This is a genomic window from Mesorhizobium sp. BR115XR7A (assembly GCF_020165315.1).
Lineage (GTDB): Bacteria > Pseudomonadota > Alphaproteobacteria > Rhizobiales > Rhizobiaceae > Mesorhizobium > Mesorhizobium australicum.
The window spans coordinates 425,471-439,200 of record NZ_JAIUHW010000003.1; the positions used below are offsets into that span (position 1 = coordinate 425,471).

Below are 13,730 nucleotides of genomic sequence, written 5' to 3' on the forward strand. Positions count from 1 at the left end.
ATCCATTAGACCGACGACCGCTCCCCGCACCGGTCAGCGCCAGCCTAGCGCCGGCGCGACATGGGTGAGGATCGCCTCGATGACATGGGCGTTGTAGTCGACGCCGAGCTGGTTGGGAACCGTGAGCAAAAGCGTGTCGGCCTCGGCGATCGCCTCGTCCTGCGCCAGCTCCTTGATCAGCACGTCCGGCTCGGCGGCGTAGCTGCGGCCGAAGATCGCCCTGGTATTTTCCTCGATAAAGCCGATCTGGTCGCGGCTCTCATTGCCGCGCCCGAAATAGGCGCGGTCGCGGTCGTCGACCAGCGCGAAGATGCTGCGGCTGACCGAGACGCGCGGTTCGCGTTCATGCCCGGCCGCCTTCCAGGCTTCGCGATAGATGCGGATCTGCTCGGCCTGCTGGACATGGAACGGCTTGCCGCTCTCGTCGAATTTCAGCGTCGAGCTCTGCAAATTCATGCCGAGCTTCGCCGCCCATTCAGAGGTGGCGTTGGTCGCCGCGCCCCACCAGATGCGCTCGCGCAAGCCCTCCGAATGCGGCTCGAGCCTGAGCAAGCCGGGCGGGTTGGGGAACATCGGCCGTGGATTGGGCTGCGCGAAGCCTTCGCCGCGCAGCGTATCGAGGAACACCTCGGCGTGATGCCGCGCCATGTCGGCGTCGCTTTTGCCTTCCTGCGGCACATAGCCGAAATAGCGCCAGCCATCGATCACCTGCTCGGGCGAGCCGCGGCTGATGCCGAGCTGCAGCCGGCCGCCGGCGATGATGTCGGCCGCGCCCGCATCCTCGGCCATGTAGAGCGGATTCTCGTAGCGCATGTCGATGACGGCCGTGCCGATCTCGATGCGGCTGGTCTTGGCGCCGACGGCCGCCAGCAGCGGGAATGGCGAGGCGAGCTGGCGGGCGAAGTGATGCACGCGGAAATAGGCTCCGTCGGCGCCGAGCTGCTCGGCGGCGACGGCGAGATCGATCGATTGCAACAGCGCGTCGGATGCCGAACGCACCTGCGATTGCGAAGAGGGCGACCAGTGCCCGAATGACAGGAAACCAATTTTTTTCATGGTTCTGAAGTATATGCGGGCGGCACATGCTTCAATGGCGAAAGAACAGGGTTACACACCGTCGCCCTCCGCAATAGCTTAAACGCGCAACACCAGAGAGGATGGATGCTCAGGGGAATCCGCATCGTCGAGATCGAGGCGCTGGGACCGGCGCCCTTCGCCGGCATGCTTTTCGCGGACCTCGGCGCCGATGTCATCGTCGTCCACCGCAGGGAGCCGTCCGTGCCGGGCGCGCCCCAGCGCTCGCTGCTCGATCGCGGCAAGCGCTCCATCGCGCTCGACCTGAAGAATTTGGATGACGTGGCCGTGCTGACGCGCCTCATCGCCACCGCCGACGGGCTGATCGAGGGTTTCCGGCCCGGCGTCATGGAGCGTCTCGGGCTTGGCCCGGAGGCCTGCCTCGCGGCCAATCCGCGCCTGGTCTACGGCCGCATGACCGGCTGGGGCCAGCACGGTCCGCTGGCCGCCACCGCCGGCCACGACATGAACTATATCGGCCTGTCCGGCGCGCTCTGGTACGGCTCCTTGCCGGGAGAGCCGCCCATGGCACCGCCGACGCTCGTCGGCGACGTAGGCGGCGGGGCGCTCTATCTGGTGATCGGCATGCTGGCCGCCATGATGAACGTGCGCGCCGGCGGCCAGGGCATCGTCGTCGACGCGGCGATCGTCGACGGCTCGGCCCATATGATGAACCTGCTGATGTCGCTCGCACAGTCCGGCGCGCTTGCCGCCGACCGCGGCCGCAGCCTTCTCGACGGACCGCATTGGTGCCGCGTCTACCGGACATCGGATGGCGGCTTCATCAGCGTCCAGTGCGTCGAACCTAAATTCTATACGCTCTTCCTCGACAGGCTTGGCTTGACCGCCGATCCGCAATTCGCCAACCAGTTCGATCGCGAACTCTGGCCGCAGCTGGGCGACCGGCTGGCGGCGATCTTCGCCACGCGACCTCGCGACGCATGGGTCAAGTTGTTCGCGGGCTCGGACGCCTGTGTCGGCCCAGTCTTCAGCCCCCATGAAGCGGCCCAGCATCCGCACATGGCCGCACGCGGCACATGGCTGACGGTGGACAGCATCCTGCAGGCGGCGGCCGCGCCGCGCTTTTCCGGATGGGAACAAAAGACACCGGCCAAGAGCCCCATGCGCGGCGAACATGACGCAGAAATCCGCGCAGGCTTGCCGAGTTGAGGCGAGGTCCATGACAGTTCGGTCGATCGTAAAATTCCCCAATCCCCTCCTTCGCGCCGTGGCCGAACCCGTGGAGCTGTTCGACGACGATCTGCAGGCCTTGGCCAGCGACCTCATCGACACCATGCGCGCGGCCCCCGGAATCGGTATCACCGCCCCGCACATCGGCATTCTGAAACGGCTGGTCGTCATCCAGCTCCCTTCCGCGGCAAAACCGGCGATCTATGTAAATCCGGCCGTCGTCCAGGCCTCGACCGAAATGATCCGTCATGAGGAAGGCAGCGTTTCGATGCCCGGTGTCACCGAGGACATCGAACGGCACGCCCGCATCCGCGTTCGCTATCAGGATCTGGATGGCGGTGAGCGGTTCGAGGACGCCGAGGGCCTGCTGGCGGTTTGCCATCAGCATGAGATCGATCAGCTCGACGGGCTGTTCTGGACGCACAGGCTGACCCGCCTCAAGCGCGACCGGCTGATCAAGCGCTATGGCAAGCTGATGCGAACCTCGTAGACGCCACGGGGCGGATCGCAATGTTACGCCGGGCGCGTGGCCGCGCCGGCGGACCGTGTCACGTTCGCAACGTGCTAACCTGATCGCGGACGAAACGTCCGCCGGTCATTTTCCGCAGTGGTGATCGTTGATCTTGTTTATCGCAAAACCGTCCGGACCAGTCCGGTGGTAGGAGCAGGCTCCAGCGGCCGTTGTGAACAACTGCTGGTCATAGTAGCGCGGGCCGCCGAAGAGGAAGTCGATGAGATCGTCATTGGCGGGAACGTAGCGCTCCTGTTCGTCCTGGTGATGACGGTGCTTGGCGCCCGCGAATGCCGACGAGGACATGCCGAAGCCCATCGCGAGAGCAAGAGCGCAGATCGCCAACCGTTTCGTCGTCATCGCAAACACCCTTCTGTTCGGGATTCGATCTTATATCGAAAAATCGCCAGATGACGAAAAGTTCCTGAACAAGGGCCTTGCTCCGGCCATGCGCGGCAGGCGGCGACGGGTCCGGACCGCGGGCGCCCTCACCTGAACATCGCCACGCCCTCAGTCCGTCTGGATCCAGACGGATTTGGTCTCCAGATACTCGTGCAGATGCTCGATGCCGCCCTCGCGGCCATGGCCGGACATCTTCATCCCGCCGAAAGGCACGGCCGGATCGATGGCGTGGTACATGTTGACCCAGACCGAGCCGGCCTTGATGCGGCGGGCTAGCTTGTGCGCGGTGCCGAGGTGAGTGGTGAAGACGCCGGCCGCAAGCCCGTAGGGCGTCGCGTTGGCGCGGGCGACGGCCTCGTCCAGCGTGTCGAACGGCATCGCCGAAATAACCGGTCCGAAAATCTCCTCCCGCGCGATGGTCATGGTGTCCGACACCGCGCCGAAAACGGTCGGAGCGATGAAGTTGCCGCCATCATAGAGTTCGCCTGTCAGCCGCGCCCCGCCGGCGACCAGTTGGGCGCCTTCGTCGCTGCCGGCCTTGATGTAGCCTTCCACCTTGCCGGCCTGCCTGGCATTGATGAGCGGGCCGATTTCGGTCTCCGCCTCGATGCCATGGCCGATGCGCAGTTTTCCGGCGAACTCCGCCAGCCGGCGCACGAATTCGTCATGGATCTCGCGCGCCACGAACAGGCGCGAGCCGGCAATGCAGATCTGGCCCGAATGCACGAACACCGCCATCGCCGCGATTGGGACAGCCTTGTCGATGTCGGCGTCGCGGCAGACAATGATCGGTGACTTGCCGCCGAGCTCAAGCGAGACGCGCTTGAGGTTGGTGACAGCAGCCCGCGCGATCGCTTGACCTGTCAGCGTCGAGCCGGTGAAGACGATCTTGTTGACGTCGGGATGTTCGGCGAGCCGCGCGCCCGCTTCGGCCCCGGTACCGGTGACGATGTTGACGACGCCGTCGGGCACGCCGGCTTCCTGCATCAGCCCGGCGATCAGCAGCGGCGTCAGCGATGCCTCCTCGGACGGTTTCAGCACGATGGTGCAGCCCGTGGCGAGCGCCGGCGCGATCTTCCAGATCGAGGCCGCGGTCGGCGCGTTCCAGGGAATGATCGCGCCAACGACGCCAACCGGCTCGCGCCTTGTGAAGGTGACGATCTCGCCGGGGATCGAATTGTCGATCGCCTCGCCATGCAGCGCCGTCGCCATGCCTGCATAGAAGCGCAGCATGCCGATGACACGGCGCCGGTTGGCCAGCGTGCGTGTGATCGGCAGGCCCATGTCGAGCGTGTCGGAAACGCTGAGCTCTTCCCAATGTGTTTCGAACAGGTCGGCGATCCTGAGCAGCACGCATTGCCGCTCATAGGGCGAGAATTTCGACCAGGGTCCTTCGAAAGCCGCGCCCGCCGCCGCGACCGACGCATCGACATCGGCGGCTCCGCCACGCGGCACCGTCGCCAGCACCTCGCCGGTCGCCGGATTCAGCGCCTGCATCACCTCGCCGGACTGCGCGGTGACCCACTTGCCGCCGATGAACATCGGCCGGAATTCGCCGTGGTAGAGCGACGTGGCCTTCGCCCTCGGGTCGAAATTCACCGTCATCCCTTCCTCCTCGCGAATTCCCGGGCGACTATTACTCCCGGCGCGGGCGACCTCAACAAGGAAAGCTGAAGGGCGTTCGGATAATCGGACCGCTGGCGTCCGCGCCCGCGTTCACAGAAAGGCGCAACAGCAGGTCCGTGCGGGTTTAAAGATGCCTAGCCCCCGCCGCCCGGCGTGCGTTCCGACAGGAATCGCGTCAGCGCGCCTGGCTTCCCGTTGCGGATCTCGACGTCGTTCCGGCGCGCGATCGCGGCGCGCACAAGCTTGGCGCCGAGATAGCGGAACGGTTCCGGCGGCATCGTCTTGCGCCGATCGATCCCCACCAGCCCGCTGCCGCTCCAGCGATCCTTCCGTTCCAGAACAAGGCTGGCGAGGACGCGGCCGCCGATTGGTGTCTGGGCAATGCCGGTCCCGTTGTAGCCCATGCCAAAGAAAATGTTGGGATGCCCCTTCAAGTGGTCAAAGACGGGGACGTGCTCCGGCACGCAGTCGATCGGGCCCGCCCAATCATAGTCGATCGGCACTCCTCGCAGTTCGGGGTAGACGCGGCCCAGTTCGCGGATATTGTCCCGTCCGTGTTCGGGGCTGCGGTTGAAGCTTTGGCCGAAATTGCCCGCATAGGCGATGTTGCCGCTGCCACGGCCGAAGACCACCCGGCCTTTCGGAGTGCGCTGGTAGTAGAGGACCTGGCGCTGCGCGTCGCAGATGGAGGCTCCGTCGCGCCAGCCGATCCGGTCGAGCAAGTCAGGGATTTCCGCGGTCGCGACCACCTGGCTCGCGACCACGTAGAGATGCCGTCGCAGTTCGGGCAGCGCCGACAGCCAGGCATTGGCCGCCAGCACCACCTTCTCGGCCCGCGCCTCGCCCTGCGCGGTCCGGACCAGGCAGGTCCTGCCGGGCACGATTTCGGTGACGGGACTGCGCTCATGGACGACGACGCCGCGAGCGATCGCCAGATCGCGCAGGCCGGTGGCCAGCTTGGCTGGATGCACGGTTCCGGCATTCGCCTCGACGACGCCGGCATAGGAGGCGGAAGACCCGGTCCGCTGCTTGATCTCCTCGCCGGTCAGCTGCCGGAAGCGGTTGGCCCCGGCTGCCTCGGTCATCGCGACAGCGCGGTTCCAGGCTCCCTCCTGGGCGGTGGAACTGGCCGTCCACAGCCAGCCGTCGAGACGAAGATCCATATCGATCGTGCCGTCGCGCTGAAGTTTCTTCAGCTCTGCGATGGCATCGACGCTATCGGCGCAAAGCGCCCGCCCCTCCTCCTCGCCGACGACGGCGCTGATCTGATCGAGCTCGGCGAACCAGGAATGCACCTGTCCACCATTGCGCCCCGAAGCGCCGGAGCCGCACTGATCGGCCTCGAGCACCATGACGCGGGTTTCGGGAGCCAGGTCGCGGATCCGCAACGCCGTCCACAGCCCGGTGTAGCCGCCGCCGACGATTACCACGTCGGCCTGCTCGCCGCCGACCAAGGGTTGGGTCGCCGGGGCAGCGGCAATGTCCTGCAGCCAGAACGACCGATCGGCTGTCGCCGCGACCGCCGGCTGTCTCATCCGTAAAGTGGCCATGTCAGACCCTCGTCTCGCGATTGATCACGTCGGCATATTTCAGCGGCAGCCAGTCGGGGATAGGGCGCGGTTCCTGCGGGAAGCCGCCGAGATGCGTGCAGGTCCTGCTGGCATGGAGAGAGGCTTTTCGCATGGCATCGTCGGCGTCGAGACCCGCGAAGCAGAACGCGGTGATGAAGGTGGCGATAAAGCTGTCTCCCGCACCGCACGTGTCCACGACGGCGGTCGGCGACGCCTCGACATGGCGAACGCCTTGGCTGTCGCGGAAATAGGCGCCGCGGCTGCCGCAGGTGAGCACGACCTGGCGCGCCCCGGCCGACCGCAGCGCGGCCATGAGGGGCTCGACTGGCACGCTCGGCTCGTCTGGACCGGACGCGAAGACCAGAGGCACGCCCTCCAGCGGCAAGGCCAGATGCGCGGTCGAGACGTCGAGACTGAACGGCACGCGCTCGCGAACCAGGCGGCGCACGAGGTCCTCGTTGGCATTGGTGCCCAGATGCACCCAGTCGGCTTTCGAAATGACCTGCCAGTTGCGCGGCGCGGGCATGTAATTCTCGCCGACGCCGAAGGATTCGAACAGGAAAGTACGGTCGCCCGACTGATCGCGCAGCAAGGTCACCGCAGTATCGCCGGAGATCATCTCGACATCGTTGCGGGACAGCCCGGCGGTCTCGATCTCGCGGAGCGTTATCTCACCTTCAGGATCATCGCCAACGGCGCCGAAATAGCGTGCGCTCCAGCCATTGCGGCGCCATTGAACGGCAACGTTGAGGGCGTTCCCGCCGACGGTCAGGAGGTCCTTGTTGAGATAGACGTCGAGGCAGTTGTCACCGACGGCGACCAGATTGGGCGATGCTCCTCCGGTCATGCTGCTGTCGGCGCCCGCGTCATGTGGGGCTCGATCGCCTTGAGATTGCGTGTCCACGCCGCGACCGGGTCCAGAGCATAGGAGCCATTTCCGAACGGCTCGAAGGTCAGTTTCCCCCGATAGCCCGACGCGGCGAGGTCGTCGAGATACTGGCCGATCGGAAGCTTGCCGTCGCCCCAGACAAGATGCCCCGCCGGCAGCCCGTCGACGATCTGGACATGCGCGAGGCGCGGCCCGAACAGCCTGACATAGTCGGCCACGGTATCGCCGGCAGTGGCCATGCCGACCGTGTCCAGGACCACATCAACAGTGTCGGCGCCGATCTCATCGAGCATTTCGCGCAGGCCCGCCGCATTGGTGACGACGTTGGTTTCGACGCGTTGCAGCGGCTCGAGCAGGCAGCGCACGCCGACCGAGGACGCATGGGCGGCGATCTCCGCGAGCGACTGGGCCGACCGTGCCCACGCCTCTTGCGGCGGGTCGTGTTCATATCCACGCCCGGACGTCAGGAACAAATATCGGGCGCCCAGTTCGGCGCATATGTCCGCCGCGCGGCAGAACCGCCTGACGCTGTCGCGGCGGTATGCGCCGTCGCCCGACGCGATGTTGATCGGATAGATCACCTGCTCGGGCGTGAAGCACCAGACCGTCAGGCCGTTCTGCGCAAGTATCTCGCGAACCGATCGAACATGCGCGTCTGTCGCATGAAACAGGTCGAGATGCGGCGCGATGCCCCAAAGCTCGATCTCCTTGAAGCCGAAGCCGCGAAGGATCTCGGCAACGCGCTCGAATGCGTAATGCTGGAAGGCGAAGTTGGCCCCAATCAGCTGGTCGACCTTGAATTGCGGCATGGATGTCCTTCCCGGTGATTTATTTGCCGATGCCTTCGGAGAGGCCGCGGATGAAGTACCGCTGTGCGGCGAAGAAAAGCAGGACGATCGGCAGGGCCGAGATCGTCATCGCCGCGAAGACGACGCCGTAATTGGTGCCGTTCTTGGACATCAGCGATGTCAGGCCGACGGGCAGCGTCTGCACCGCCGATCCATTGGTGAAGACCATCGCGAACAAATACTCGTTCCAGGCAAACAGCACGTGCAGGATGATGCAGGAGATGATGATCGGCTGGCACAGCGGCAGGATGATGCGCCAGAAGATCTGCCCCTCGCTGGCGCCGTCGATCCGGGCCGCCTCGTCGAGATCCTTCGGCAGCCCAAGCATGTAGGCGCGGATCAGGAAGGTGCTGAACGGAATCCGGAACGCCGTGTAGAGGATGATCAGCGCCCAGTAGGTGTTGTAGAGGCCGATGGCCTGCAGCATCCGGACCAGCGGAATCAGCGCCACGGTCGGACTGAGCATGAGGCCGCCAAGGACCAGGCCGACGATAAGCGGCTTGCCGGGCATTGGCGTTCGCGTCAGCCCGTAGGCGGTCCAGGCGCTGATCAGCACCGTGCAGATCGCTGAAGCGACGGTCACCAGCAGGCTCGAGACCAGATAGTCGCGGACGCCCCGGTTCCAGGCCTGGACATAATTGCCCCAGGTCCACCGCGACGGCAGCGCGAACGGGTCGCCGAAGATCTGCCCATTATCCTTGAAGCCGTTGAGCGCCATCCAGACCAGCGGATAAAGCACGACGATGCCGAGACAGATCAGGAACGAGTATAGAAAGGCTTTCGCAAGAGCGCTCCCGAAGGTCGGGCGCGCGGTCCGCCCGCTGGCCGCCATCACCGTCACAGCTCGACCCTCCGGCGCCTGGTGTACCAAAGCTGGGCCGCTCCGGTGATCATTGTCACGGCGAAGATCACGGCGGCGATCGCGGCGCCGTAGCCGAAATTGTTCTGGATGAAGCCCTGCTGGTAGAGCCACGTGCCAAGCACCTGGCTGCGGTTGTTGGGGCCGCCGGCGGTCATGACCATGACCTCGTTGAACACCTGGAACGCGCCGGTGATGGTGACGATGATCATCAGGCCGGTCATCTCGCGGGTCAGCGGCAGCGTCACGCTCCACAGCCTGCGCAGCGGTCCGGCTCCGTCCATGACGGCGGCATCATAGAGATCGCGCGGAATCTTCTGGATCGCGATCGCGAACAGGAGCGTCGAATAGCCGAAGCCCTGCCACTGGCTCATCGCGATGATCGCGTAGATCGCCGTGTGCTCGCCGCCGAGCCAGGGCTGGATGAGTTGTTCCAGGCCAATGCGCCTAAGCCCGGCGTTCAAGAGCCCGATATCCGGCTGGTAGATGAAATAAAACAGCAGGCCGGTCACGGTGATCGAGATCGCGGACGGAATGAAATAAATCGCCCGCCAGAAGCGCCTTTGCCGCTCGCTGCCCAGCCCCTCGATCAGCGCCGCCAGCACGAAGGCGCCGCCGACCTGGAAGACGATGGAGATCAACGCGTAGAGCGTGTTGTTCCACAACGCCACCCAGACGACCGGGTCGTGCAGCAGCCGCTCATAATTGGCGAGGCCGATATTCGTGGTCTCGCCGGTAAAAATATCCTCGTCGGTGGTGCTGACGATAAAGTTGTCGACGATCGGGTAATACACGAACCAGCCGACCAGGATCACGGCGACGGCGACCCACCGGAGCGAGCCCCAGTGGCGGAACCGGCGGCCGGCTTTCGCCGCCGGCTCGCCCTTGGCGTTGCTCAAGGCAGCGCCTTCCATTCTGGCCAGACCGGGATTCGCCATTGGCCTATTTCGATGCCGCGGCCGCCTGCTTGACCTGCTCCATGACCTGTTCCGGCGTCATCGAGCCGCCGGTGAGGGCCTGGAGGCTGGACAGCCAGGCGGAGGCCACGCGCGGCGGGTTCACCGTGTCCAGCCACGGCATCAGGTAGGAAGCGGAGGCGATCTCCTTGAGGCCGGCCACGACGGAAGGGTTCATGTTGGCTTCCGACGCCCCGCCGATGGTCGCGCTGGGCTGCCCGTAGGGCGGAGCCGAGAGCGCCTGGCCATTCTGCTTGGACGTGACGAATTTCATGAAGTCGATCGCCAGCGGGATGTTGGTGGAGGCGGAACTGATCATGTAGCCTTCCGGCGCGCCTTCGATCGCTTTCGCGTCGCCCTTCGCGCCGTTCGGCACAGGCAGGGTAAAGAAGCCCAGATCGGATACTTTCAAAGCGGAATCCGCCGACGCGCTCTGATCGAACTCGATGATTTCCTGGTAATACATGGCCGATTTCGTGTTGCTGAAGGTCTGGATGGCCGACGAATAGGAAGTGCCGTTCACCGAGGCGCCGCCATCCGTGCAACTGTCGATGAGCTGCTTGTATTGGGTGAGCGCGGCGACATAGCCCGGGTCGCTATAGTCCGCCGTGCCGGGGTCGAAATCCTTCTCGAGTACCGCCTGCGGAACGTCGTAGGCGAGCAGCTGCCCCACATAGTGGATTGCCGGCCAGGCTTCCTTGTTGCCGAAAGAGATCGGCGTCATGCCCGATTTCCGGATCGTCTCGCACGACGACAGGAGCTCCTCGAAGGTCTTGGGCGCGCTCAGGCCGAGTTTGGAGAACGCCTGCTTGTTGTAGCCCATGAATTTTGCGTCGAGATAGAGCGGAATGCCGTAGTATTTGCCATTGTACATGAAGGCCTGAACGGCCGCCGGGGTCAGTGTCTTGCCCCACTCGGTATCGGGCCCGATGACCGGGGTCAGGTCGACGGCGCGATGGCCGCGCACGAAGTTTCCGCCCCAGCTGCCGGTCCAGGAAAAGTAGATGTCCGGGAGCGAGTTCGACGCGACCAGCGTTTTGGTCTTATCCTTGACGCTGTCGTCGCTTTCCTGGATGAGTTCGACTTTCACGCCGGGATGAAGCTTCTCATAGTCCTGGGCGACGCCGACGAAGTAGGGCGCCAGCTGCTGCGCGCCGAATTTCGTCAGGACCGACAGCGTTCCCTGGTAATCGACCTTAGCGTTCGGATCGGCCTGGACCGCCTCGGCGCCGATACCTTGTCCCATTGTCAGGCCCAGTGCCGATGCCGCGGCAAGCGCGGCGATTGCCGCCTGTGTTGAATATCTCATGATCAGTTCCCTTCTTCGTTTTTATGAGGTGAGGTGATCAGTATTCGACGCGCTTGTAGTAGCGGCGCGTCGTCAGCGGGTGATTGCGCAACACTTCCAGATGCGCGCTTACGCGTTCCAGCAACGTCGCCAGCACGATCGGCGAGATCAGCTTGCGGACAGCAGGCGAGATACCGGGCAGTTCGACCGACGCGGCATCGAGAACGTGCACCTTGTCGGTGTATCGCCTGATGAAATTTTCGACGCGATCACCCAGCGGACGGCTGGCATCTTCCCCCTTGAAGAGGAATACGCTCACACCCGGTTCGACCAGCTCCAGCGTGCCGTGGAAGAAATCGGCGGCATGGACCGGTCTGGTCCTGATCCACTGCATCTCTTCCAGAATGCACATGCCGTAATAGTAGGCTTGCGGCCAGACGGAGCCGGCGCCGGTGAAAATGTGATAGGTTTCGTTCTTGATCGTGTCGGCGAGTTTCGCCGCGCTGTTTTCGTAGGCCGCCTTTGCCCCAACCAGCAGTTCGGGCAATCTCTTGAGTTCGGCCACGGTGGCGTCGAAGTCCTCGTACTCGCCACGCTCGGCCAGCAGTGCCAGCACAATCAGCAGCGACTGCAGATAGAAGGATTCCGAAGAGGTGTCGTCCTCCGCGAAGTTCGTGAAGGTGAAATCGGCTTCCCTGGCAAGTGGCGTGTCGGAATGGCCGGTGAGCGAGAGCGTGCGCACGCCTTTCTCCTTCAGGAAGGAAAGCAGCTGCACGCTTTCCCTGGTCGTGCCCGACAGCGACGGGATGACCACGAGCGACTTCCGGTCCAGCCCGGCGGGCGGATCAAGCACGACCTGCGCCGGATATTCTCCCCGCACCGGGAAGCTCGTACGGCGCTCGGCCAGCTCGATGGCCGGAAGGGTCAGAAGCTGCACGCCACCGGTCCCCATGAAATAGAGCCGCTCGACGCCATCCGCGAGCAGCCGGTGCATGAGCGCCCTCGCCTCTCCGGCGAAGGAGACGGCTCCGCTCTGGATCTTGATGAAGCGGTCTTTGTCAAAGTTGAGCATGCAGGTCTTCCTCGTATTTTCGCTGCGGCAGGGCGTCCGCTCGTTGCAGGCACCGCCGGCGGATCGCCACGGCCACCACCGATCCGAATGATTGTGAGATCGATCTCACATATTTAACGCACGCATTTCAGAGGTTGGCAAGCCCCCTTGCAGGACGAATTCGCGGAAGAGCCTATTTGGATCGGGTGATCAGCGCCCGTGCAGCCGCGAGACCGAGCCGCGAACGATGAGGCGGGTCGGGAAGCGCGTGTGGCGCGGGGCCAGCTTCTTGCCGGCCAGGCGGTCGAGCAGCATTTTGGCGGCAAGCGGCCCTATTTCGGCTGTCGGCTGCGCGATGACGGTGATCTGGGGATCGGTGAAGGTGGCGAGGTTGAAATCGTCGAAGCCGACCAGCGAAACATCATGCGGGATCGACAGTCCCATCGAGCGCAGGCCGAGCAACGCGCCTTGGGTCATCAGGCTGTCCACGGTGAACAAGGCGGTCGGGCGATCGCGGCGGCTGAACAGTCGAATGGTGGCTTCGACAGCATGTTCCACGGTCGAGCGTGACACGCTGACCAGCGATGGGTCGAGGGCAATGCCATGTGCCGCAAGCGAATTCTGGTAACCGGCGAGGCGCTCCTGCGCGGTGAAGATGCGCGATTCGTCCCGCAACAGGCCGATGCGCTCGTGGCCATTGGCAACCAGGTAGTCCACGGCCTCGCGCGCACCGCCTTCATTGTCGACGACGACGCTGTCGCACTGCACGTCCTTGACGACACGGTCGATCAGCACGACCGGCGTGCCCTCACGGGCGAGCTGCACGATATGCTGGCTGTCCGTCGCCGAGGTCGGCGCAAGAATGAAGCCACGGATGCTGAGCGAACGCAGGCTTTGGAGCAGTTCCTTTTCCTGTTCGACATTCTCTTCGCTGCTGGCGATCAGAAGATTGTGGCGGTGCCTGCGCAGTTCCGCCTCGATATCATGGGCAATGCGCGCGAAGAACGGATTCTGGATGTCGCCGGGAATGAAGCCGACGATCGGCAGTTGCCCGCTGCGCAGGGCCTGCGCGACGAGGTTGGCGCGATAGCCCAGTCGCTCGGCGGCTTCCAGCACGCGCAAAGCCGTACCGTCGCCGACGTAACCATAACTGTTGAGCGCCCGCGCCGCCGTGGCGCGCGAAACGTTGGCCGCGGCGGCCACGTCTTTCAGGGTGATCCCTTTCTGCGTCACGATCATTGTGCTCCCGGGACGGTAATATCCCGTTTGGCGAACCCGCGGGCGAACTTGCCCGTACGCTATTGGTAAATAACAACAATGGTGGGCCCGGAGGGACTCGAACCCCCAACCAAGCGGTTATGAGCCGCCGGCTCTAACCATTGAGCTACAGGCCCCACGCGGGCTGGATTAATGTTTTTCGCATCGCGGCACAAGGCTTTCCCGGCGGGCTTTCGCAGATCGCCC

13 protein-coding genes and 1 tRNA gene are annotated in these 13,730 nt (G+C 64.3%); 2 read left to right on the forward strand and 12 right to left on the reverse strand.

The features are described from left to right. Positions 1-33: 33 nt before the first annotated feature. Complete coding sequence (locus LB557_RS09050) at positions 34-1,056, reverse strand: LLM class flavin-dependent oxidoreductase (protein WP_140713849.1); 1,023 nt, start codon at positions 1,054-1,056, stop codon at positions 34-36. A 105-nt stretch (positions 1,057-1,161) separates the two neighbouring features. On the opposite strand from LB557_RS09050, the gene LB557_RS09055 reads away from it, so the two are divergent. Together LB557_RS09055 and LB557_RS09060 are read left to right on the forward strand one after the other, a co-directional pair. Further along, a complete protein-coding gene (locus LB557_RS09055; RefSeq protein ID WP_224643649.1) occupies positions 1,162-2,244 on the forward strand; it encodes a CaiB/BaiF CoA transferase family protein in 1,083 nt (360 codons plus the stop codon). A 10-nt stretch (positions 2,245-2,254) separates the two neighbouring features. After that, a complete protein-coding gene (locus tag LB557_RS09060; protein ID WP_140665939.1) occupies positions 2,255-2,755 on the forward strand; it encodes a peptide deformylase in 501 nt (166 codons plus the stop codon). A gap of 105 nt (positions 2,756-2,860) precedes the next feature. Here the strand turns inward: LB557_RS09060 and LB557_RS09065 are convergent, their stop codons facing one another. From LB557_RS09065 to LB557_RS09115, 11 genes are all read right to left on the reverse strand, one after another. Further along, complete coding sequence (locus LB557_RS09065) at positions 2,861-3,136, reverse strand: hypothetical protein (protein ID WP_224643648.1); 276 nt, start codon at positions 3,134-3,136, stop codon at positions 2,861-2,863. A gap of 150 nt (positions 3,137-3,286) precedes the next feature. Further along, the gene (locus LB557_RS09070; protein ID WP_224643647.1) at positions 3,287-4,783 is read right to left on the reverse strand and encodes an aldehyde dehydrogenase family protein; all 1,497 of its coding nucleotides are present in this window, start codon (positions 4,781-4,783) and stop codon (positions 3,287-3,289) included. Positions 4,784-4,938: 155 nt separating this feature from the next. Further along, a complete protein-coding gene (locus tag LB557_RS09075; RefSeq protein ID WP_224643646.1) occupies positions 4,939-6,354 on the reverse strand; it encodes an NAD(P)/FAD-dependent oxidoreductase in 1,416 nt (471 codons plus the stop codon). 1 nt (position 6,355) lies between these two features. Next, complete coding sequence (locus tag LB557_RS09080; RefSeq protein WP_140789653.1) at positions 6,356-7,222, reverse strand: PfkB family carbohydrate kinase; 867 nt, start codon at positions 7,220-7,222, stop codon at positions 6,356-6,358. Beyond that, positions 7,219-8,073 carry a sugar phosphate isomerase/epimerase family protein gene (locus LB557_RS09085; protein ID WP_224643645.1) on the reverse strand — a complete coding sequence of 285 codons (855 nt, stop codon included), beginning with the start codon at positions 8,071-8,073 and terminating at the stop codon, positions 7,219-7,221. The genes LB557_RS09080 and LB557_RS09085 overlap by 4 nt, the downstream gene beginning before the upstream one ends. 19 nt (positions 8,074-8,092) lie before the next feature. Beyond that, positions 8,093-8,944 carry a carbohydrate ABC transporter permease gene (locus LB557_RS09090; protein WP_224643664.1) on the reverse strand — a complete coding sequence of 284 codons (852 nt, stop codon included), beginning with the start codon at positions 8,942-8,944 and terminating at the stop codon, positions 8,093-8,095. A gap of 5 nt (positions 8,945-8,949) precedes the next feature. Continuing rightward, a complete protein-coding gene (locus LB557_RS09095; RefSeq protein ID WP_224527425.1) occupies positions 8,950-9,909 on the reverse strand; it encodes a carbohydrate ABC transporter permease in 960 nt (319 codons plus the stop codon). 4 nt (positions 9,910-9,913) lie between these two features. Further along, positions 9,914-11,236: an ABC transporter substrate-binding protein gene (locus tag LB557_RS09100; RefSeq protein ID WP_224643644.1), complete on the reverse strand. Its 1,323-nt coding sequence runs from the start codon at positions 11,234-11,236 to the stop codon at positions 9,914-9,916. Between the two features lie 37 nt (positions 11,237-11,273). Continuing rightward, positions 11,274-12,287 carry an SIS domain-containing protein gene (locus LB557_RS09105; RefSeq protein WP_224643643.1) on the reverse strand — a complete coding sequence of 338 codons (1,014 nt, stop codon included), beginning with the start codon at positions 12,285-12,287 and terminating at the stop codon, positions 11,274-11,276. Between the two features lie 189 nt (positions 12,288-12,476). Beyond that, complete coding sequence (locus LB557_RS09110; protein ID WP_224643642.1) at positions 12,477-13,505, reverse strand: LacI family DNA-binding transcriptional regulator; 1,029 nt, start codon at positions 13,503-13,505, stop codon at positions 12,477-12,479. Between the two features lie 79 nt (positions 13,506-13,584). Beyond that, a tRNA-Ile gene (locus LB557_RS09115) sits at positions 13,585-13,660 on the reverse strand. Positions 13,661-13,730 lie beyond the last annotated feature (70 nt).